This is a genomic window from Nocardioides sp. BE266 (genome assembly GCF_031457855.1).
Lineage (GTDB): Bacteria > Actinomycetota > Actinomycetes > Propionibacteriales > Nocardioidaceae > Nocardioides.
The window spans coordinates 33,654-54,773 of record NZ_JAURTI010000002.1 but is presented as its reverse complement, the minus strand read 5'-3'; the positions used below and the strand labels follow the sequence as shown (position 1 = coordinate 54,773).

Below are 21,120 nucleotides of genomic sequence, written 5' to 3'. Positions count from 1 at the left end.
CAGACGTGTCAGCCGACCGGCGTCAGCAGCCGTCCCTCGTCGAGGTACGACGCCACGTTGGCGAGCACGAGGTCGGCCATCGCCTGCCGGGTCTCGACGGTCGCGCTGCCGATGTGCGGCAGCAGGACCACGTCGTCGCGGCCGAGCAGCGCCGACGGCACGTGGGGCTCCGAGGCGAACACGTCGAGCCCGGCGCCGGCGATCCGGCCCTCCTCGAGAGCGGCGACCAGAGCGGCCTCGTCGACCACCGAGCCGCGGGCGACGTTGACCAGGAACCCGCGAGGGCCGAGGGCGTCGAGCACCGTGGCGTCGACCAGGTGCCGCGACGCGTCACCTCCAGCGGCGGCCAGCACGAGCACGTCGCAGCCCCGGGCGAGCGACTCCACGTCGGGCGCGTAGGCGTACGACACATCAGTCCGGGCGCGCCGGTTGTGGTAGCTGATCGTGGTGCCGAAGCCCTCCAACCGACGGGCGATCGCGAGCCCGATCCGGCCGAGTCCGACGATGCCGACGCGCGAGCCCGACACTCGACGGGCGAGCGGCGGCGTACTCCCCGACTCCCACAAGCCGCGACGCACGAAGCGGTCGGCGGCGGAGAGCCCGCGCATCACGTCGATGACCAGCCCGACGGCCGCGTCTGCGACGCAGTCGGTCAGCACGTCGGGGGTGTTCGACACGACGACACCGCGGCGCGCGGCCTCGTCGACGTCGGTCGCGTCGTAGCCGACGCCGAAGTTCACGACCGCCTCGAGGGCGGGCAGCCGGTCGAGGTGCTCGGTGCGCACGCCCCAGACGCCGCTGGTCACCGCGACCCGGGAGCGAGCCGCCTCGCCGGCAGAGAGGGCAGCCAGCTCGCGGGCTCCGTAGTCCTGCTCCAGCCGCGCCACCAGCTCCGGACGCAGCGTCCCCACCATGACCACCGTCGACTCACTCACGCCGCGACGCTAGGGACGGCCGCCGGGCATCGTCCATTGCCGATCGGGCATGGACACCCGCGCGCGACCGCGGATCGGCCACTGGGAGCATGGAGCACGACATGGACCTGCTGATCGGCTTCACCACCATCCTGGTGGTCATCGCAGCAGGTGCCGCGCTCGCGCACGTCGGCGTCCTGGACCGCCGCTCGCAGCGCACCCTCGGCGAGATCGCCTTCTTCGTCGCCTCCCCCGCGCTGATGGTCGTCACGATCAGCCAGGTCCACCTCGAGTCGGCGGCCGCCAACCTCGTCGCCTCGTCGGTGTCGTTGGCCGCCTCCTTCGCGGCGTACGTCGCCCTGGCGCGGCTGCGCTGGCGGCTCTCGACCGGACCGCTGCTGATCGGCGGCCTGTCCTCGGCCTACGTCAACGCCGGCAACCTCGGCATCGCCATGGCGGCCTACGTCGTCGGCGACATCACCGTGGTCGTGCCCGCGCTGCTGGTGCAGATGATGGTGGTCCAGCCGATCGCGCTGATCGTGCTCGACCGGATCACCGGCCGCGGCGAGGGCATCGCGTTCGCGCTGAAGCGGCTCTTCACCAACCCGCTCACCCTCGCCGCCGTCGTCGGCGTCGTGCTCGCGGTGACGGGGTGGCGGATCCCGCGCGTCGTCGAGGACCCGCTCCAGCTGATGGCAGGGGCCGCGATCCCGCTGATGCTGATGTCGTACGGCGCCGCACTGAGGTTGAGCCCGCCGCTCGGCAAGGCCGGCCACAACGGTGAGGTGCTGCTGGCCAGCGTGCTCAAACTGGTCGTGATGCCCGTGATCGCCTGGGCCGTCGCGGTCGGCCTCGGCATCGAGGGGCGCGCGCTGCTCGGCGTCGTCATCACCGCTGCGCTGCCGACCGCGCAGAACATCTTCCTGCACGCCACCCGCTACCGCGTCGGCGAGGACGTCGCCCGCGAGACCATCCTGATCACGACGCTGGCCTCGCTGCCCATTGCCCTGCTGGTCGCCGTCGTGCTCGGCTGAGCACCCACCCCGAGGAGACACCCGTGACCGACCTGCTCGACCGGCTGCGCGACGCCGTCGGCGACGCCCACGTGATGACGTCCGACGAGGACGTGGCTCCGTTCGTCGTCGACTGGACGGGCGTGCACACCGGGCAGGCACTGGCGGTCGTGCGGCCGGCGTCGACCTCCGAGGTGGCCGCCGTCGTGGCTGCGTGCCACGAGGCCGGGGTGGCGATCGTGCCGCAGGGCGGCAACACCGGACTGGTGGGCGGCGGCGTGCCCGACTCCTCCGGCGACCAGGTCGTGCTGTCGCTGGGCCGGATGCGCACGGTGCGCGCGGTCGACCCGGTCGCCGGGACGATCACCGTCGACGCCGGCGTCGTGCTCGCCGACGTGCAGGCCGCGGCCGCCGAGGCCGGACGGCTCTTCCCGATGTCGCTGGGCTCGGAGGGCAGCTGCACGATCGGCGGCAACCTCGCCACCAACGCCGGTGGCACCGCAGTGCTGCGCTACGGCATGACCCGCGAGCTGGTGCTCGGCCTCGAGGTCGTGCTGCCCGACGGCCGGGTGTGGGACGGCCTGCGCGGGCTCCGCAAGGACAACACCGGCTACGACCTGACCCAGCTGTTCGTCGGCTCGGAAGGCACCCTCGGCGTCATCACCGGCGCGATCCTGCGGCTCTTCCCGCCGACGCCGCGCCACGCGACGGCGTGGGTCGCCGTGCCGTCCGTCGCGGCCGCGGTCTCGCTGCTCGCTCTCGCGCAGCAGCACGCCGGGGTCCACCTCTCGACGTTCGAGATCGCCAACCGGCAGGCCATCGACCTCGTCCTCGCCCACCTGCCCGGCGCCGTCGACCCGCTCGCGGAGCCCAGTGAGTGGTACGTCCTGGTCGAGCTCGCCGGCTCGGAGACCGACGACGGGCTCGACGAGGCCCTCGAGGCCGTGCTCGGCGCCGCGGTCGAGGACGGGCTCGCTGCCGACGCCGCGATCGCCGGCAGCCCCGCCCAGCGGTCCGCGCTCTGGGCACTGCGGGAAGGGATCTCCGAGGTCCAGAAGGTCGAGGGCGCGACGCTGAAGCAGGACGTCACGCTGCCGATCGCCGACCTCGCCGAGTGGACCGTCGCGATGGGCCCGCAGCTCCAGGAGATCCTCCCCGGCGTGCGGTCGGTGACCTACGGCCACGTCGGCGACGGCAACCTGCACTACAACCTCAACGCTCCCGCGGGTGGCGACGACGACCTCCGCGCCGCGGCCGCCGACCTCTCTACGGCGATCTACGACTCGGTCGCCGCGGCCCACGGCTCCATCAGCGCCGAGCACGGCCTCGGACGGACGAAGGCGGCGGCAGCAGCGTCGTACAAGTCGGCGGTGGAGGTGGACCTGATGCGCGCGGTGAAGCGGGCGCTGGACCCCGACGGGCTGATGAACCCGGGCGTGCTCCTGCCACCTGACTAGGGTGGGAGCGTGAAGGCACAGACCCTCGGACGCGTCCTGCTCGGCTCCTTCATGGTGGGTGCGGGCGTGCTGCACCTGACCACGCAACGCCAGGAGTTCCAGGCCCAGGTGCCCGACTGGTTCCCGGTCGACGAGGACCTCACCGTCCTCGGGTCGGGCGTCGTCGAGATCGGCCTGGGCGCGGCGTTCGTCGCGCTCCCCAAGCACCGGCGCACCATCGGCGCACTGCTCGCGGCCTTCTTCGTCGCGATCTTCCCGGGCAACGTCGCGCAGTACGTCGAGGGCACCGACGCCTTCGGCCTCGACACCGACCGCGCCCGCTTCATCCGGCTCTTCTTCCAGCCCGTGCTCGTCCTCGCCGCGCTCTGGGGCGGCGGCTGGCTGAGCCGACGCGCGGAGCCCGCCCGCGCCGAGGAGCTCGAGACCGAAGAGGTCGACGCCGGCGAGTAGGCCCTCCCTCGGTGGTTGAGGTGCGAGCGGAGCGAGCCTCGAAACCACGTGGATCACCATAAATTTCGAGGCTCCTCACTGGCGCTCCTCACACCTCGACCAGCAAGGTCAGGCCGGGACGGGCACCGCGTCCACGAGCGTGTCCTCGGGGGCGTGGGTGCCCCGACCCGGGAGGGCGAAGAGCCCGACGACCGCACCGGCGAGGCAGAGCAGCCCGATGACCAGGCTGCCGGTGTGCAGGCCGCTCATGAAGGCGTCCTGGAACCCATCCCCCAGCCCCGGCTGACCGGCCGCGATCGCAGCGGCGGCCCCGACGGAGTCCTGCGCGCTGGCGAGCACGTCACCCGGCAGCTGCGCCCAGGTGCCGTCGCCCAGCCGGGCGGCGTACACGCTCGAGAACACCGAGCCGACGACCGCGACGCCGAGCGTCCCGCCGAGCTCGCGGGTGGCGTCGTTGACCGCCGACCCGACGCCGGCGCGTGACGGCGGCAGCACCAGCAGGATCGACTCCGTGGCGGGCGTCGAGATGAAGCCCATGCCGAGGCCCATCAGCACCATCTGCGGCACGATCACGGTGGCGTACGACGCATCGACGCTGACCGTTGAGACCCAGAGGAACGCCGACCCGAAGAGCAGCAGCCCGGTGCTGACCACGGCCTTGGTGCCGATCCGCGGCGCGAGGATCGCGCCCACGACGGACGCGACGGCGATCGACAGCGCGACCGGGAGGATCCGCGCGCCGGTCGAGAGGGTGCCGTAGCCGCGGACGAACTGGAAGTACTGCGTGATCAGGAAGATGAAGCCGAACAGCGCGAAGAAGGTGACCGTCACCGCGCCGCTCGCGGCGCTGAACCGGCGGTCGCGGAAGAGGCTGAGGTCGAGCATCGGGTGCTCGGCGCGGCGCTCGACGGCGACGAAGCCCAGCAGGAGGACGGCGCTCAGCACGAAGCCGCCGATGATCTCCGGGGAGCTCCAGCCCTGCTCGGGTGCCTCGATGATGGTGAGCACCAGAGTGCTGAGCATCGCCACGGACAGCGCGAGACCCGGGAGGTCGAGGCGCGGGACCGACGGGTCGCGCGACTCGGGCACCAGGACGTACGCCGCTCCTGCCGTCACCACCGCGAGCGGGACGAGCGCCCAGAAGACGCTGCCCCAGGCGAAGTGCTCGAGCAGCAGTCCGCCGGTCACGGGGCCGGCCGCGACACCGATGCCGACGACGGCGCCCCAGATGCCCAGGGCGGCAGCGCGCTCGCGGCGCTCGCGGAAGGTGTTGCTGATGATCGAGAGCGTGGTCGGGAAGATGACTGCCGCGGCGGCGCCCATCGCCACCCGGGCCGCGACGAGCGCGCCGGCGGAGTCGACCAGCGCGCCGACGGTGCTGGCGGCAGCGAAGCCGAGCAGGCCGAGGATCAGGGCCGGGCGCCGGCCGTAGCGGTCGGAGAGGCTGCCCGCGGCGAGCACGAGGGCGGCGAAGGCCAGGTTGTAGCCGTCGACGATCCACTGCAGCGCACGGGTGCCGGCGTCGAGGTCGGTGGAGATGCTCGGCAGGGCCACGTTGACGATCGTGGTGTCGAGGTTGATGGCGAGCACGGCCGCGCAGACCGTGAGCAGGACCGGGAGCTTGGAGCGCATGACGTTCCCCTTATGTGGACAGTGACAACATCAAGGTGACACGCAATGTGACCGCTGTCAACATCGAGCAGTAGAATGGTCCCGTGCCGACGACCGAGAAGCCCTATCACCACGGCAACCTGCGGCAGGCGCTCGTGGACTCGGGCGCCGAGCTGGCGCGGGCGTCAGGGCCCGAGGGCGTGGTGCTGCGCGAGGTCGCCCGGCGCACCGGCGTCTCGCACAACGCGGCCTACCGCCACTTCGCCGACCGCGACGAGCTGCTCGGCGAGATCGCCGCCGTCGCCGCCGACCACCTCGAGCGCGCGATGCGCACCCGCCTCGACGAGGTCGACGAGACCGACCCTGCCCGCCGTGCCGCGGCCCGGCTCCGCGCGACCGGGCGCGGCTACATCGAGTTCGCGGTGGCCGAGCCGGGGCTCTTCCACGTCGCCTTCTGCCCGCTCGAGTCCGGCCCGCACTCGAAGGAGGACGCCGGCGCCTACCTGCTCCTGGGCAGCGTGCTCGACGAGCTCGTCGAGGCGGGCGCGGTCACCCCCGCCGACCGGGTCGGCGCGGACGCCGCCTGCTGGGCGGCGGTGCACGGACTGTCCGTGCTGATGATCGACGGCCCCCTGCGCGACCTTACCCAGGAGGAGCGCTCCGGGGTCATGGAGAAGCTGCTCACCACCGTCGAGCGCGGTCTCACCCGCCGCTAGAGAAGGCCGGTCCCGCCGCCTGCGTGGGCGCCGCGGTGGCCACGGCGCCCATCGCGAGGAGGACGGCCAGCACGGCTCCGAAGAGCTTGAGCAGCGGGCGCAGCGAACCAGGACCGTTCATGGTGGAACCCCCGAGAGAAGGCCCGGCCTCGGTCAGACCGGGCGCGTGCTCTCGACCCTGCCGCGACCTCCGGCGGAGGGTCAAGCCGCGCGCGCAGACCCTCGACCAAGGGATGAAATTCGTACGACGTTCGGAGGATGCCCACGGTCTACGACGCGGCCGGCCCGCACATCAGTACGTGTCGGCCAGCGTCGTGGCCATCGACTCCCACTGCGCGTAGGCGTTCGGACAGCACGAGCGCTGCACCGCGTCGGTGGCCAGGGTCTTGCTCATCGTCTCCCAGCCGGAGACGTCGAACAGCCCACGGTTGCTGGTGTACGCCGAGACGCCGAGGAAGCCCTGGGTGGCGTACGTCGGGTTGACGCAGGCCGTCCCTCCGGAGCACCAGCCCTGGCTCGGCCGCTGCTGGAACAGCCCGAGCGAGTCGCGGTCGCCGAACTGGATGTTGCAGAACTTGGACTCCTGCATCGCCGTCATCAGCGCGATGATCTGCGCGTTGCGGTTGCCGCCGGCGCCGCGGGTGGCGGTGAGGATCGACTGCACGTTGGCGACCTGCGCCGTCGAGAGCGACGAGGCGGTCGAGCCGCCGGTGGAGTAGCAGAGCGTCTGGTCGTAGGTCTGGCTCCAGCCGAGCAGCTCCTGCCAGGTCTCGGTGTCGACGGTGCCGGTCTGCGGCAGGCCGCGGTTGGCCTGGAAGGACACGACCGATGCGCGGGTGCCGGAGCCGAAGACGCCGTCCACGACGAGGTTGGCGCCGTACTTGTTGAGCTGCGTCTGCGCGGCCTTCACCGCGTTGGCGTCAGCCGAGCCCTGGCTGACCGTCACGACCAGCCGCGGCCACGTGCCGCTGCCCGCGATGCCGTCGACGGGCGAGATGCCCTGCGCCGACTGGAACGACTTCAGGTTCGCAGTGGTCCCGCTGCCGAAGGCGCCGTCCGCGGTGGTCGGGTAGCCGCGCGAGGTGAGGAGGTGCTGGAGGGTCATCGCGTTGTTGTTGCGCGGCTGGCCGGCCTTGGTGATCGGCCAGGCGCTGGCCGCCTGGGCCGGCGCGGCCGCGAGGAGCATGGACGCGGCGACCAGCAGGGCAACCAGCGCGGCAAGAGGAGTACGCCACGCGCGGCGGCGCGCAGGCAGGGTCGAACGGTGCATGTGGAGCTCCCGAGAGAAGTGCCGGTCCATCCCGAGAGGCCCGGCGCGTGCGCACGACCCTGCCCCGCCCTGCGCGAACGGTCAAGGCGCGTCGCACCTTGCTGGTTGAGGTGCGAGCGCAGCGAGCCTCGAAACCACTCGCCTTCCGCTCGCAGCCCGGACGTACGACGATCGGAGCATGCCCACGATCTACGAGGCGGCCGGCGGGCTCGAGGTCTTCGTCCGGCTGGCCGAGGCGACCCACCAGCGCTGCCTGGCCGACGACCTGCTCAACCACCCGTTCTCCCACGCCGACAACCAGCCCGACCACACCGAGCGACTGGCCGCCTACTGGGCCGAGGCACTCGGCGGGCCGCCGTCGTACACCACCGAGTGGGGCGGCAGCGAGTCCCACGTGCAGCGGCTTCACGCCGGTGAGGCGGAGTACACCGTCGAGGCCAGCCCGCGCTTCGTGCAGTGCGTGGTCGCGTCGTTCGACGAGGCCGGAGTGCCCGAGGACCCGGCTGTTCGTCGGGCCATCACCGACTACGTCACCTGGGCCGCGACCGGCCCGTTCCAGGCCTGGGGTCGTTCGAGCGACGACGTCCCCGACGACCTCCCGCTCCCCCACTGGGACTGGGACGGCCCAGTCCTCATGTAACGCCGGGTTAGTGCCTGTACCCACCGTGATGCATGGGGGTGGGTAGTTGGGCTAACCCGGCGTTACAGGGGGGTTCGCGGCGATCAGCCGGCGAGCAGCGTGAGCCCGTCCTCGCCGGTGTCGACGGTGACCGAGCCGCCGTCGGTGACCTCGCCGCCGATCAGCATCCGCGCGAGCGGGTCGCCGATCGCGGACTGGATCAGCCGCCGCAGCGGGCGGGCGCCGTAGGCCGGGTCGTACCCCGTCTCGGAGAGCCAGGCGCGAGCCGCATCGGTCACCGAGATGGTGATCCGCCGCACCGCGAGGCGCTTCTCCAGCAGCGCGAGCTGCAGGTCGACGATGTGGGCGAGGTCGTCCTTGGACAGGGCCTCGAACATCACGACCTCGTCGAGCCGGTTGAGGAACTCCGGCTTGAAGTGCGCCCGCACGACGCCCATCACCGACTGCTTCTTGGTGTCGGGCATCAGGCTCGGGTCGACCAGGAAGTTCGAGCCGAGGTTGGACGTCAGGATCAGCAGCGTGTTGCGGAAGTCGACCGTGCGGCCCTGGCCGTCGGTCAGCCGCCCGTCGTCGAGCACCTGCAGCAGGATGTCGAAGACCTCGGGGTGCGCCTTCTCCACCTCGTCGAGCAGTACGACGCTGTAGGGGCGCCGCCGCACGGCCTCGGTGAGCTGGCCGCCCTCGTCGTAGCCGACGTAGCCGGGAGGCGCACCGACGAGCCGTGAGACCGAGTGCTTCTCGCTGTACTCGCTCATGTCGATGCGGACGATCGCCCGCTCGTCGTCGAAGAGGAAGTCCGCGAGCGACTTGGCGAGCTCGGTCTTGCCCGTGCCCGTCGGGCCGAGGAAGAGGAACGAGCCGGTCGGCCGGTTGGGGTCGGCGATGCCGGCGCGCGAGCGTCGTACGGCATCGGAGACCGCGGTGACGGCCTCGCGCTGCCCGATCAGCCGCTCGCCGATGACCGACTCCATCTCGAGGAGCTTGGCGGTCTCCCCCTGCAGCATCTTGCCGGTGGGGATGCCGGTCCAGGCCTCGACGACGTCGGCGATCTGCTCGGCGCCGACCTCCTCGCCGACCAGCGGCTCGAGGTCGACGGCCTCGGCCTTCTCGACCTCGGTGATCTGCTGCTCGAGCTCGGGGATCTTGCCGTACTGGATCTCGCTCGCCCCCGCGAGGTCGCCCTCGCGCAGCTTCTTGTCGGCCTCGATCTTGAGCGCGTCGAGCTGGCGGCGCAGCTCGCCCTCGCCCTGGAGCTGGTCCTTCTCGCGCTCCCAGCGGCTCTCGAGCCCGCGCAGCTCCTCCTCCTTGTCGGCGAGGTCCTTGCGCAGCGCGTCGAGCCGCTCGACGGAGGCCGCGTCGGTCTCCTTCGCGAGCGCGAACTCCTCCATCTTGAGGCGCTCGACCTGGCGACGGAGCTGGTCGATCTCCTCGGGGGAGGACTCGTGCTCCATGCGCAGCCGTGACGACGCCTCGTCGATGAGGTCGATCGCCTTGTCGGGGAGCTGGCGGCCGGTGATGTAGCGGTCGGACAGCGTGGCGGCGGCGACGAGCGCGGCGTCGGTGATGCGGACGCCGTGGTGCGCCTCGTACTTCTCCTGGATGCCGCGCAGGATCTGGATGGTGTCCTCGACCGAGGGCTCGCCGACGAAGACCTGCTGGAAGCGGCGCTCGAGGGCCGGGTCCTTCTCGATGCGCTCGCGGTATTCGTCGAGCGTGGTCGCGCCGATCATGTGGAGCTCACCGCGGGCGAGCATCGGCTTGAGCATGTTGCCGGCGTCCATCGCGGAGTCGCCGCCGGCCCCCGCGCCGACGACCGTGTGCAGCTCGTCGATGAAGGTGATGACCTGCCCGCCGGCGTCCTTGATCTCCTCGAGGACGGCCTTGAGCCGCTCCTCGAACTCGCCGCGGTACTTCGCGCCGGCGACCATCGCCGCGAGGTCGAGGCTCAGCACCCGACGGCCCTTGAGGGAGTCGGGCACGTCGCCGGCGACGACGCGCTGGGCGAGGCCCTCGACGACGGCGGTCTTGCCGACGCCGGGCTCACCGATGAGGACGGGGTTGTTCTTCGTGCGCCGCGACAGCACCTGGATCACGCGGCGGATCTCGGCGTCACGCCCGATGACCGGGTCGAGGCGCCCGTCCTCGGCGGCCTGGGTGAGGTCGACGGAGTACTTCTCCAGCGACTCGTACGACGCCTCGGCGGCCTCGCTGGTCACGCGACGGTTGCCGCGGACGGCCGTGATGGCCTCCCGCAGGCCCTCGGCGGTGAGGCCGGCGTCGAGCAGCACCTTCTGCGCCGGCGACTCGACGGTCGCGATGGCGACGAGCAGGTGGTCGGTGGCGACGAAGTCGTCCTTCATCGACCCGGCCAGGTCGAGCGAGCTCGCGAGCACGCGGGTCAGCGACGCCGACGCGCTGGGCTGCTGGACGGTCGAGCCGGTGGCGCGCGGCAGCTGCTGCTGGACGCCCTCCGCCTTGGCGAGCAGCGTCGCCGGGTCGACGCCCGCCTTCTGCACGAGGCTCCGACTGGTGCCGTCCTCCTGCTTGAGCAGGGCGACGAGCAGGTGGATGGGCTCGGTGTTGCTGTTGCCGCCCGTGGTGGCGGCCAGCTGGGCAGCCTCGATGACCTCGCGGCTGCGGGTGGTGAACTTCTCGGCACCGAACGTGCTCAACTCATCTCCTCCATGTCTGCGCGTGTGACCACTGTGGTCGACACTGGTTCAACGCGCCAGAAGTTGAGTCGATTCCCCTCAACTTTGAGAATTTCGTCGGCTCTCACTCGGTGGTTGAGGTGCGAGCGCAGCGAGCCTCGAAACCACGATGACCAACCGGCGGGGCCCAGTTCTCGACCGTCCCGAGACGATGTCGCGGCGTGTCGTCGGACGCGCACCGCGTGTCCCAGCGATCCGGCGCAAAGTTCGGCCCCGCCCCCTTGGCGGTTGAGGGTGGCTCGATCAGCGCCGGCGCAAGAGGTAGGTGTCCATCACCCAGCCGTCGGCGTCCTTGGCCCGGGCGCGGGCGACCTGGATGTCACCGACTACGGACGTCAGCCGCCCGGAGACGAGCTCCTCGTGGGGGCTGCCGAGGTTGGCGCCCCACCAGATGTCCCACTCCCCCTCGAGCGTCGTGGCCTGGAGCCGGCCGTCGAGCATCACGACGAGGTTGTCGTGCCCGGCGGCCACCTCGTCGGCGAGCCGGCGCCCCGTCGTCACCAGCACCGGCCGGCCGACCTCGTGGAGCACGACCCGGTGCCGGGCCGCGAGGAGCGAGAGCGCGGAGACACCGGGCAGCACGTCGTACTCCAGGCCCCTCTCGACAGCCAGGCGGTCGACCACGCGGATCGTCGAGTCGTAGAACGCCGGGTCGCCCCACACGAGGAAGCCGACCGTGCCGGGGCGTGAGGCGATCACGGAGCCGTACGCCGCCGCCCGCGCGTCGTGCCAGTCGAGGACGGCACCGTCGTAGTCGGCCGGGTCGTCGCGGTCCCGTGGCGGATCCGGTACGGCGACCAGCTCGACGCCGAGGTCGTCGCAGATCGCCCGGCGGAGGGCGAGCAGCGGGTCGCCGGGCCCCTTGTCGGCGGCGATGACGTAGTCGCAGCCCGCGATCGCCTCGCGGGCCTCGCCGGTCAGCTGCCCGGGGTGGCAGCCGATCCCGACGACCCGCACGCGGGTGGCCGCACCGGCCTCGATCATCGGTCCTCCAGCTCGCCCTCGACGTCGAGGTAGACCTGCTGGAGCGCGGCCATCACGTCGGCGTCGGGCGACTCCCAGAGCCCGCGGTCGGCGGCCTCGTGCAGCCGCTCGACGATGCCCCGCAGCGCCCACGGGTTCGACGTACGCAGGAACTGCTGGTTGGTCTCGTCGAGGACGTACTCCTTGGCCAGCGACTCGTACATCCAGTCGTGCACGACGCCTGCGGTGGCGTCGAAGCCGAAGAGGTAGTCGACGGTGGCGGCGAGCTCGAAGGCGCCCTTGTAGCCGTGGCGCTGCATCGCACCGATCCACCGCGGGTTGACCACGCGGGCGCGGAAGACGCGGTTGGTCTCCTCCTGCAGCGTGCGGGTGCGCACCGCGTCGGGCGTGGTCGAGTCGCCGACATAGGCCTTCGGGTCACTGCCGGTCAGCGCGCGCACGGTCGCGACCATGCCGCCGTGGTACTGGAAGTAGTCGTCGCTGTCGGCGATGTCGTGCTCGCGGGTGTCGACGTTCTTGGCGGCGACCTTGATCCGCTTGTAGTTGGTGCGCATGTCGTCGGCGGCCGGCGCGCCGTCGAGGTCGCGACCGTAGGCGAAACCGCCCCACGACGTGTAGACCTCGGCGAGGTCGTCGTCGCCCCGCCAGTTGCCCGACTCGACGACCTGCAGGATCCCGGCGCCGTACGACCCCGGCTTGGAGCCGAAGATGCGCGTCGTCGCGCGCCGCTCGTCGCCGTGCTCGGCGAGGTCGGCGCGCGCGTGGGCGCGGACGTAGTTCTGCTCGTCGGGCTCGTCGAGGCCCGCCACCAGGCGTACGGCGTCGTCGAGCATCGCGACCACGTGCGGGAAGGCGTCGCGGAAGAAGCCGGAGATCCGGACCGTGACGTCGATGCGCGGGCGGCCGAGCTCGTCGAGCGGGATGACCTGCAGGTCGTTCACCCGGCGTGACCCCTCGTCCCACGCCGGGCGAACGCCCATCAGCGCGAGCACCTCGGCGATGTCGTCGCCGCTCGTGCGCATCGCGCTCGTCCCCCACACCGAGAGCCCTACGGACTGGGGATACGTTCCGGTCTCGTCGACGTACTTCGCGACGAGCGACTCGGCCATCGCCTGGCCGGTCTGCCACGCCAGGCGCGACGGGACCGCGCGCGGGTCGACGGTGTAGAAGTTGCGGCCGGTCGGCAGCACGTTGACCAGGCCGCGCAGCGGCGAGCCCGACGGACCCGCGGCGATGAAGCCTCCGTCGAGCGCGTGGATCACGGCGTCCAGCTCGTCGGTGGTGCGCGCGAGCCTGGGTACGACCTGGGTGGCCGCGAACTCCAGCACCCGCTGGACCTCCGGGTCGTCGTGCAGCTCCTTCGCCCGCGCGACGTCCCAGTCGGCCTTGTCCATCTGCTCGACCAGGTCGCGCGCGATCGCCTCGACGCGGTCGGTCTCCACGGTCGTCTCCACCTCAGCTGGTCGAGTAGACACCGAGGAACGAGGGGTCGTATCGAGACCCAGGCCCAGCGCGCTCCGCAGCCCCGGCACCGCCTGCGCCTGCCCGCCGAAGACCTGGGCAGCGCGCAGGATCGACAGCACGAGGTTCACCCGCGCCTCGCCGGCGGGTGCCTCACCGAGCACGTGCAGCCCGTCGCGGATCTGGGCGTCCTTGATCTCACAGAGCCAGCCGTCGACGTGCATGATGAAGTCGTCGAAGTCCTCCGCGTCGGGCTGCTCGTCGAGCCCGAGGTCGCGGTGCATCTCGGCGGCGTGCATCAGCTGCCAGATCTCGCCGCGGATCGCCGGCAGCTTGGCCGGGTCCATCGCGGCGATGTTGGCGTGCTCGTCGAGGAGCTGCTCGAGGCGGGCGATGTCGCCGTAGGACTCCGCGCGCGCCATCGGCGGCACGAGGTGGTCGACGATCGTGGCGTGCGCGCGGCGCTTGGCCTGCGCGCCCTCGCCGGGGTCGTTGACGAGGAACGGGTAGACCATCGGCAGGTTGCCGAGCGCCGCATCCGTGCCGCAGCTCGCCGACAGCGCAGCGTTCTTGCCGGGCAGCCACTCGAGCGAGCCGTGCTTGCCGAGGTGCACCACCGCGTCGGCCTTGAAGCCGTGCTCCAGCCAGCGGTAGGCGCCGAGGTAGTGGTGCGTCGGCGCCAGGTCGGGGTCGTGGTAGATCGCGATCGGGTTCTCGCCGAAGCCGCGCGGCGGCTGGATGAGCAGCACCACGTTGCCTGCGCGCACGGTCGCGAGCACGAGCTCGTTCTGGTCGTTGACGAACAGCTCGCCGGGCGCCTCGCCCCAGGCCTCGACCATGTCGGCCTTCAGGTCCTCGGGCAGGTCGCGGGTCCAGTCGGCGTACTGCTCCTTCGTGATCCGGACGTGCGCGTCGGCCAGCTGCGCGTGCGTCAGCCACTCCTCGTCCTGCCCGCCCGCGGCGATGAGCGCATGGATCAGCGCGTCGCCCGCCGCACTCTCGTTGGTCGAGTAGCCGTCGCGAGGAACGAGCGACGGTGTATCGAGACCGTCCAGGATGTCGGTGACGACGTTGCCGTCGCCGAGGTCGTACCCCTCCGCGCGCAGCCGCTGCAGCATCCGGATCGCGGAGACGGGGGTGTCGAGGCCGACGGCGTTGCCGATGCGCGCGTGCTTGGTGGGGTACGCCGACAGCACGAGGGCGAGCCGCTTCTCGGCGTTCGGTATCCGGCGCAGGCGCGCGTGGCGGACCGCGATGCCGGCGACGCGTGCGCACCGCTCGGGGTCGGCGACGTAGTGGGGCAGGCCGTCGGCGTCGACCTCCTTGAAGGAGAACGGCGCGGTGATGATGCGGCCGTCGAACTCCGGGATCGCGATCTGGGTCGCCGAGTCGAGCGGGCTGACGCCGTCGTCCGACTCCTCCCACTCCGCACGGCTGCTCGTCAGGCACAGGCCCTGGATGATCGGGATGTCGAGCGCGGACATCCGCGCGACGTCCCACGACTCGTCGTCCCCACCGGCGCTCGCGCCCGCCGGCGTGCTGCCGCCGGCCGCGAGGACCGTGACGATGAGCGCGTCGAGCGTGCCGAAGGCGTCGTACAGCTCGTCGGGCGCGGCCCGCAGGGAGCCCGCGAAGATCGGCACCCCGACGGCGTCGCCCGTCGCATCGATGGCGTCGGCCAGCGCGTGCGCGAAGGCGGTGTTCCCGCTCGCCTCGTGGGCGCGGTAGTAGAGCACCCCGATCCGAGCCTTCTCCATAGCCGGTCGAGTAGCCGCCGAGGAACGAGGCGGCGTATCGAGACCCGCTCCCTCCGCGAACCCCCACTGCGGCAGCACCTTCGGCGGCTCGAAGCCCTCCCCGGTCAGCAGCACCGTGTCGGAGAGGAAGGCGTGGAGCTGGCGGAGGTTCTCCGGACCGCCCTCGGCGAGGTAGCGGTGGGCCTCGGCCGCGACGCCCATCGGCACCGACGACAGCTCCATCAGCTCGGCGCTCGGCGACTGCTCGCCGCCGAGCACGACGACGGGCTTGCCGGTCGCGGCGACGCGCGCGAACCCGGAGCACAGGTCCTGCGGCGAGCCGAGCAGTCGGCCGACCACGAGGTCGCAGCCCTCGATGACCTCGGCCATCGACTGGTGGCCGGGCCGCGCCGGGTTGGCGAGGACGTAGTCGGCGCCGGACGCCCGCGCGCTCAGCAGGTCGGTGTCGGACGTGGACAGGAGTGCGATGCGCACGGTTTCCTCCCGCGGGGTTCTCGCCCCTCGTTTGTCGGATCCCGCGTGGTCCAGTGTCTGGCTCGAGCCCATTGCTGGGCCCTCACAGTGGCGGAACCGCCCCGGACTCACACCGGGTTCCTGGGTTCCACGCAGGTGGCTCGCGCAGCCTACCCACATCGGTGGTCGAGTAGCCGCGAGGGACGAGCGGCGTATCGAGACCCCTCTCCCCCGCCGGTTGAGCAGCGAGCGCCAGCGAGCGTGTCGAAACCCAGGCCGTGCCATCCTTCGACCCATGGAGCGGACCCGAGGCGACCTGTGCCCGGGCGTCTTCCGTCCGTGGCCGGCCGACGACGGAGCCCTGGTCCGCCTCCGCATCCCCGGTGGCCACGTCTCGCGCACCACGCTTCTCTCGTTGGTCGATGTCGCGGAGCAGCACGGCGACGGCCGGGTCCACCTCACCAAGCGGGCCAACCTCCAGGTCCGCGCCCTGCCTCTCGTCGACGGAGCCGTGCCAGCCGAGGTCGTCGAGGCGATCCGCGCGACCGGTCTGCTCCCCCACCCCGACCACGAGCTGGTCCGCAACATCCTCGTCTCGCCGCTGACCGGCCTCCACGGCGGCCGCGCCGACCTCCGCCCGGTGACCGCCGAGCTCGACGAGCGCATCTGCGCGACCCCGTCGCTCGCGAAGCTCCCGGGCCGCTTCCTCCTCGTCCTCGACGACGGGCGCGGCGACCTCGTCGATCGCTCGTGCGACCTCGGCCTCGTCGCCCTCGACGCGGAGACGGTCCAGCTGCGGATCGGCAGCACCCACTGGGGTCCGGTCGTCCCGCTGCACGAGGCAGCCGCCCGACTCACCGGTCTCGCCCGCGCCTTCCAGCAGGTCCGCGACACCGCCTGGCACGTCGACGAGCTCCCCGTCCCGCCCGCGTCGCACGACGCCAACCCGCACCTACCCGCCGCGAGCACCCCGCCGTCGTACGGCGACGTGGCGGAGGGCATCACCCACCTCGAGGTCCCCGACGGAGTCCTCGACCGCGGCTTCCTCGACGGCCTCGCCGAGCACCTCGTCGTCACCCCGTGGAAGTCACTCCTGCAGGTGGTCGAGTAGTCGCCGAGGCGCGAGCGACCACCGCTGGTTGAGGTGCGAGCGAAGCGAGCCTCGAAACCCCTCAGCCCTGGTCGTCCCGGCGCTGGCTCCCGAGCCACACGCCCGCCGCCACGGCACCCGTCAGCGCCGACATCACGCCACCCAGAGCCATGACACATCCGAGGACGAACACGACAGGTAGGCCCACCTGGTAGTCATCGACCTCGGGAGGAGGCGTCCCGTCGCTCATGAAATCCACCGTGTAGGTGCCCGACTCGAGCCACTCCCGAAGCAGCACCGCGAGCCCCACGGCGAAGAGCGCGGCGCCGCCTGCAAGCAGCATCGCAATCGTCCGCTTGAGCGGTCCGTCCATCCGTCCCCCTGTGATCGAGCGCCGACGCTAGCGGCCCGCCCGCTGCGCCGTCCCAGGAACCGCCGACCCTCAGGCGAGCGCGTAGGGCGGGACCAGCGCACCGGCAACGACGCAGACCCACCCGAGGAACAGCCACGGATAGTGCCGTCCGGTCGACGGCGACGGGCTGCGGATCTCGCGCAGCCGGCCGCGGTAGCCGATCGTCGCGAGGGCACTGCCAGCGAGCGCGAGCGGCGGCCCGATCCAGAACGCACCGAGCCCGCTGGACGCGGCGAGGTAGGCATAGAGCCCGGCCACGCCGAGGCCGGCTGCGATGAGGGGCACCGCACTGCGGAGGAGCTGGGCTCGCTCCAACCGCTTGACGGTGCGGTCGACGGGGTCCATGGCGTCCGCACCGTACCGCCCGATGGAGACTGGCCCCGTGACCCGACCCGACGCCGAGACCGCCGCCCGCTCGCTGATCGCCGAGCGTTTCCCCGAAGCGCGGCAGGCGTGGCTGGGCGGGTCCGTGGTGCTCGGCAACGCGACGGAGACGTCCGACCTCGACATCACCGTCCTGCTCGACGAGACCGAGACCTATCGCGAGTCGCTCGTGCACGAAGGCTGGCCGGTGGAGCTGTTCGTGCACACCGAGTCGTCGATCCGTCACTTCGTCGCCAAGGACCGGGCACGTCGACGACCGACGATGGCGCGCCTGGTGTCGACCGGCGTCCCGCTCGTGCCCGGCGACGGCGGCACCGCGCTCCGGGCGGAGTGCGCAGCGGCGGTGGCCGCCGGCCCCGACCCCCTCAGCGCGGAGGAGCTGACCTTCCAGCGCTACTCGCTGACCGACCAGCTCGACGACCTCGCCGGCGGAGGTTCGGCGGGTGTCGTCGATGCCGTTGCGATCGACGTGTGGCGAGGTACAGCCGAGCTCCTGCTCGCCTGCGGAGGCTGGTGGTCAGGCACGGGCAAGTGGCTGGTCCGCGAGGTGGAGGCGCTCGACGCCGCCCGCGGTACGACGTACGCCTCGCGTCTCCACGACGGGCTGCACGCCGCAGTCGCAGGCGATCCGGACGCGCTCGTCGATCTCGCGGACGAGGTCCTCGACGGGGTCGGCGGTCGGCTGTGGTCCGGCTTCCGTCTCACGGCGTCGATCCCGGACTGACGCGTGCCCTAGGCTGCCCCCGTCACGCGACGCAGGAACCCGGTGCGAGTCCGGGGCGGTTCCGCCACTGTCAGTTTCCAGACTGGAAACAAGCCAGACACTGTCCGCGCGGCGTACCTGCCGACCAGGGGCGAGAACCCCGAGGAGCCGTGATGAGCCTGCTGTCCCGTCCGACCCGACGCTTCGACTACGTCGCCGACGGCGCCGCGATCTACGACGAGTCGTTCGCGACCATCCGTCGCGAGGCCCGCTTCGACCACCTGCCAGCCGACGCCGAGCGCGTGGCCGTGCGCATGGTCCACGGCACCGGGCAGGTCGACCTCACCGACGACCTCGTCATCCACCCGCGCCTCGTCAGCGCGGCGCGAGGGGCGCTCGAGGCCGGCGCACCGATCATCACCGACGCCCACATGGTCGCCAGCGGCGTCACCCGCAAGCGGCTCCCGCGGGACAACGAGGTGCTCTGTGCGCTGCACGACCCGCGCACGCCCGACCTCGCGATGCTGATGGGCACGACCCGGTCGGCGGCAGCGTTCTCGCTCCTCGAGGACCGGCTCGAGGGCTCGGTCGTCGCGATCGGCAACGCTCCGACCGCGCTCTTCCACCTGCTCGAGATGCTGCTCGACGGCGCCCCCCGACCGGCCGCGATCGTCGGCTGCCCGGTCGGCTTCATCGGTGCCGCCGAGTCCAAGCAGGCGCTCGAAGAGGTCGACCTCGACATCCCGTACCTCACCGTCCGCGGCCGCCGCGGCGGCTCGGCGATGACCGCCTCCGCGCTCAACGCGCTCGCCCAGGAGCGGGAGTGACCGGCCGGCTGTACGGCGTCGGGCTCGGCCCCGGCGACCCCGAGCTGATCACCCTCAAGGCCGCGCGCCTCATCGAGTCGGCCGACGTGATCGCCTTCCACGCCGGCGTCGGCAAGACCTCGAACGCCCGCACGATCGCCGCCTCGCTCATCCCGCCGACGGCGATCGAGGAAGAGCTCCGCTACCCCGTCACCACCGGCGAGACCGCGCACCCGGGCGGGTACGCCGGCGCGATGGCGGAGTTCTACGAGTCCTGCGCCTCGCGCCTGGCTCTTCATCTCTCCGAAGGCCGGATGGTCGTGGTGCTGGCCGAGGGCGACCCGCTGTTCTTCGGGTCGTTCATGTACCTCCACGACCGGCTGGCCGACCGCTTCGAGACCCAGGTCGTCCCGGGCGTGCCCGCCTTCGCCGCCGCCACCGCCGTCCTCGCCTCGCCGCTCGTGCGCCAGACCGACGTGCTCACCGTGCTCCCCGGCACCCTCCCGGTCCCCGAGCTCGCCCGCCGCCTCGCCGACACCGACGGCGCGATCATCATGAAGCTCGGCCGCCGCTTCCCCGGCGTCGTCGACGCCCTCCGCCAGGCGGGTCGCCTCGAGCACGCGCTCTACGTCGAGCGCGCCTCCATGCCCGCCGAGCGCTGGATGCCGGTCGTCGACGTGGACCCAGCCACGGTCCCCTACTTCTCGTTGATCGTCGTCCCCGGCGACAGCGTCGCGTCCGACCCGCAAGGCCGCCGCGATTCTCTCGTTGGTCGAGTAGCCCGCGAGGAACGAGCGGGCGCATCGAGACCCATCCACCCACTGCGAGTCATCGGCCTCGGCCCGGGTCCAGACAAGTGGCTCACCCCCGAAGCCTCCGAGGCACTCGCCGACGTCGACCACGTCATCGGCTACGGGCCGTACGTCGCCCGCGTCCCCCAGCGTGAAGGCCTCACCCGCCACGCGTCCGGCAACACCGTCGAGGTCGACCGCGCCCGCCTCGCGCTGGAGCTGGCCGCGCAGGGCGAGAAGGTGGCCGTCGTGTCCGGCGGAGATGCCGGAGTCTTCGGGATGGCGAGTGCGGTGTTCGAGGCCGCGGCCGACCACCCCGACGTACCCATCGAGGTGCTGCCCGGCGTCAGCGCCGTCCAGGCCGTCGCCGCCAAGGCCGGCGCTCCGGTCGGCGCGGACTTCGCGGTCGTGTCGCTGAGCGACCGGCTCAAGCCATGGTCGGTGATCGAGAAGCGCCTGCGCGCGATCGCCGAGGCCGATCTGGTGCTCGCGGTCTACAACCCCGCCTCGCGCAGCCGCACCAGCCACGTCGCCGACCTGCAGAAGCTCTTCCTCGAGCATCGCAGCCCTGACACGGTCGTCGTGGTCGGCCGCGATGTCGGGCGGGCCGAGGAGTCGCTGACCGTCACGACGCTCGCCGAGCTCGAGGCCGACACGATCGACATGAAGTGCCTGCTGATCGTCGGTGCCTCCTCGACCACGGTGACCACCGCCGGCCAGGTCTGGACGCCGCGCTTCGTGGAGTCGGAGTGACCGTCCACTTCGTCGGCGCCGGCCCGGGCGCGGCCGACCTGATCACCCTGCGCGCCGCAACGTTGCTCGCGGCCGCCGACGTCGTGCTCTACCCGGGGACCTACCTCGACGCAGAGGTCCTCTCCCACTGCCCCGACGCCCGCCAGGTCGACACCCAGAAGCTCGACCTCGACCAGATCACCGCGGTGATGGTCGACGCATCGGCCGACGGACTCGAGGTCGTCCGCCTCACCTCCGGCGACCCGTCGCTCTACTCCGCCCTTGCCGAGCAGACCGCACGACTCGACGCCGCCGGCGTCCCGTGGGACGTGTGCCCGGGAGTCCCGGCGTACGCCGCCGCTGCCGCCGCCGTCGGCCGGGAGCTCACCGTCCCGCTCGTCGCGCAGTCCGTCGTACTGACGCGCACGCAGGCCCGATCCACCGCGATGCCATCGACGGAATCGCTCGCGGCCTTCGCCGCCACGAGGGCGACGCTGGTCCTCCATCTCGCGATCACGAGGACCCGCGAGCTCGCGGAGTCACTGGTGAGTGAGTACGGCGCCGACTGCCCCGCCGTCGTGGTCCACCGCGCCACCCAGCCCGACGAGCTCGTGCTGAAGGGAACCTTGGCCGACATCGCCGACCAGGTCGAGAAGGCCAGCCTGAAGCAGGCAGCCGTCATCCTCGTCGGCTGGGCGCTAGCGCGGGAGGGCGCCGAGTCCTGGCTCTACAAGTCCAACCGCCCCCGCACCTGACCCCTCACTC

General features: G+C 71.9%; 19 protein-coding genes and 2 riboswitches. Of the genes, 10 read left to right on the top strand and 9 right to left on the bottom strand.

All coding sequences use genetic code 11. The features are described 5' to 3' along the window. Positions 1–8: 8 nt before the first annotated feature. Positions 9–935: a 2-hydroxyacid dehydrogenase gene (locus tag J2X46_RS04550; RefSeq protein ID WP_310247447.1), complete on the bottom strand. Its 927-nt coding sequence runs from the start codon at positions 933–935 to the stop codon at positions 9–11. Positions 936–1,024: 89 nt separating this feature from the next. Here J2X46_RS04550 and J2X46_RS04545 point away from each other — a divergent pair, with 89 nt between their 5' ends. From J2X46_RS04545 to J2X46_RS04535, 3 genes are read left to right on the top strand one after another with little or no spacing between them, the layout of a single operon-like run. Further along, positions 1,025–1,948, top strand: coding sequence for an AEC family transporter (locus tag J2X46_RS04545; RefSeq protein WP_310247446.1), 924 nt, complete (start codon positions 1,025–1,027; stop codon positions 1,946–1,948). A gap of 23 nt (positions 1,949–1,971) precedes the next feature. Further along, positions 1,972–3,384, top strand: a complete 1,413-nt coding sequence (locus tag J2X46_RS04540; protein WP_310247443.1) for an FAD-binding oxidoreductase — start codon at positions 1,972–1,974, stop codon at positions 3,382–3,384. Positions 3,385–3,435: 51 nt separating this feature from the next. Beyond that, on the top strand, positions 3,436–3,834 hold the full coding sequence (locus tag J2X46_RS04535; RefSeq protein ID WP_310249165.1) for a hypothetical protein: 399 nt from the start codon (positions 3,436–3,438) through the stop codon (positions 3,832–3,834). A 108-nt stretch (positions 3,835–3,942) separates the two neighbouring features. On the opposite strand, the gene J2X46_RS04530 is transcribed toward J2X46_RS04535, so the two are convergent. After that, a complete protein-coding gene (locus J2X46_RS04530; RefSeq protein WP_310247441.1) occupies positions 3,943–5,466 on the bottom strand; it encodes an MFS transporter in 1,524 nt (507 codons plus the stop codon). Between the two features lie 83 nt (positions 5,467–5,549). Here J2X46_RS04530 and J2X46_RS04525 point away from each other — a divergent pair, with 83 nt between their 5' ends. Continuing rightward, positions 5,550–6,161, top strand: a complete 612-nt coding sequence (locus J2X46_RS04525; RefSeq protein ID WP_310247438.1) for a TetR/AcrR family transcriptional regulator — start codon at positions 5,550–5,552, stop codon at positions 6,159–6,161. On the opposite strand, the gene J2X46_RS04520 is transcribed toward J2X46_RS04525, so the two are convergent. After that, positions 6,148–6,282 (bottom strand): hypothetical protein, encoded by a 135-nt coding sequence (locus J2X46_RS04520; RefSeq protein ID WP_310247436.1) that lies wholly within the window; start codon positions 6,280–6,282, stop codon positions 6,148–6,150. The two genes, J2X46_RS04525 and J2X46_RS04520, sit on opposite strands and share 14 nt — an antisense overlap. Positions 6,283–6,453: 171 nt before the next feature. Beyond that, complete coding sequence (locus tag J2X46_RS04515) at positions 6,454–7,431, bottom strand: peptidoglycan-binding protein (protein WP_310247434.1); 978 nt, start codon at positions 7,429–7,431, stop codon at positions 6,454–6,456. 178 nt (positions 7,432–7,609) lie between these two features. Between J2X46_RS04515 and J2X46_RS04510 the strand changes: the two genes are divergently transcribed. Next, the gene (locus tag J2X46_RS04510; RefSeq protein WP_310247431.1) at positions 7,610–8,071 is read left to right on the top strand and encodes an oxidoreductase; all 462 of its coding nucleotides are present in this window, start codon (positions 7,610–7,612) and stop codon (positions 8,069–8,071) included. Positions 8,072–8,154: 83 nt separating this feature from the next. Here the strand turns inward: J2X46_RS04510 and clpB are convergent, their stop codons facing one another. The 3 genes from clpB to cobN form a co-directional block, all read right to left on the bottom strand. Continuing rightward, entirely contained in the window at positions 8,155–10,743 is a 2,589-nt protein-coding gene (gene clpB / locus J2X46_RS04505) for an ATP-dependent chaperone ClpB (protein WP_310247429.1), read from the bottom strand. A 282-nt stretch (positions 10,744–11,025) separates the two neighbouring features. Further along, positions 11,026–11,766, bottom strand: coding sequence for a precorrin-6A synthase (deacetylating) (cobF, locus tag J2X46_RS04500; RefSeq protein ID WP_310247426.1), 741 nt, complete (start codon positions 11,764–11,766; stop codon positions 11,026–11,028). Then, positions 11,763–15,458 (bottom strand): cobaltochelatase subunit CobN, encoded by a 3,696-nt coding sequence (gene cobN / locus J2X46_RS04495; protein ID WP_310247423.1) that lies wholly within the window; start codon positions 15,456–15,458, stop codon positions 11,763–11,765. Before cobN ends, cobF begins: the two co-directional genes overlap by 4 nt. Before the next feature lie 30 nt (positions 15,459–15,488). Next, positions 15,489–15,630: riboswitch (cobalamin riboswitch) on the bottom strand. A gap of 102 nt (positions 15,631–15,732) precedes the next feature. On the opposite strand from cobN, the gene J2X46_RS04490 reads away from it, so the two are divergent. Next, positions 15,733–16,548, top strand: a complete 816-nt coding sequence (locus tag J2X46_RS04490; protein WP_310247422.1) for a nitrite reductase — start codon at positions 15,733–15,735, stop codon at positions 16,546–16,548. Between the two features lie 61 nt (positions 16,549–16,609). Here J2X46_RS04490 and J2X46_RS04485 read toward each other — a convergent pair whose 3' ends face one another. Together J2X46_RS04485 and J2X46_RS04480 are read right to left on the bottom strand one after the other, a co-directional pair. Beyond that, a complete protein-coding gene (locus tag J2X46_RS04485) occupies positions 16,610–16,900 on the bottom strand; it encodes a hypothetical protein (RefSeq protein ID WP_310247421.1) in 291 nt (96 codons plus the stop codon). A 69-nt stretch (positions 16,901–16,969) separates the two neighbouring features. Further along, positions 16,970–17,284: a hypothetical protein gene (locus J2X46_RS04480; RefSeq protein ID WP_310247419.1), complete on the bottom strand. Its 315-nt coding sequence runs from the start codon at positions 17,282–17,284 to the stop codon at positions 16,970–16,972. Positions 17,285–17,321: 37 nt separating this feature from the next. Here J2X46_RS04480 and J2X46_RS04475 point away from each other — a divergent pair, with 37 nt between their 5' ends. The 4 genes from J2X46_RS04475 to J2X46_RS04460 all read left to right on the top strand — a co-directional run bounded on the left by J2X46_RS04475 (position 17,322) and on the right by J2X46_RS04460 (position 21,110). Continuing rightward, positions 17,322–18,047 carry a nucleotidyltransferase domain-containing protein gene (locus J2X46_RS04475; RefSeq protein ID WP_310247417.1) on the top strand — a complete coding sequence of 242 codons (726 nt, stop codon included), beginning with the start codon at positions 17,322–17,324 and terminating at the stop codon, positions 18,045–18,047. After that, positions 18,041–18,171, top strand: a riboswitch (cobalamin riboswitch). (Overlaps the previous gene by 7 nt.) Positions 18,172–18,199: 28 nt before the next feature. Further along, complete coding sequence (locus tag J2X46_RS04470) at positions 18,200–18,853, top strand: precorrin-8X methylmutase (protein ID WP_310247416.1); 654 nt, start codon at positions 18,200–18,202, stop codon at positions 18,851–18,853. After that, a complete protein-coding gene (locus J2X46_RS04465; protein WP_310247415.1) occupies positions 18,850–20,376 on the top strand; it encodes a precorrin-2 C(20)-methyltransferase in 1,527 nt (508 codons plus the stop codon). The genes J2X46_RS04470 and J2X46_RS04465 overlap by 4 nt, the downstream gene beginning before the upstream one ends. Further along, the gene (locus J2X46_RS04460) at positions 20,373–21,110 is read left to right on the top strand and encodes an SAM-dependent methyltransferase (RefSeq protein WP_310247414.1); all 738 of its coding nucleotides are present in this window, start codon (positions 20,373–20,375) and stop codon (positions 21,108–21,110) included. The genes J2X46_RS04465 and J2X46_RS04460 overlap by 4 nt, the downstream gene beginning before the upstream one ends. The last annotated feature ends 10 nt before the right edge of the window (positions 21,111–21,120 follow it).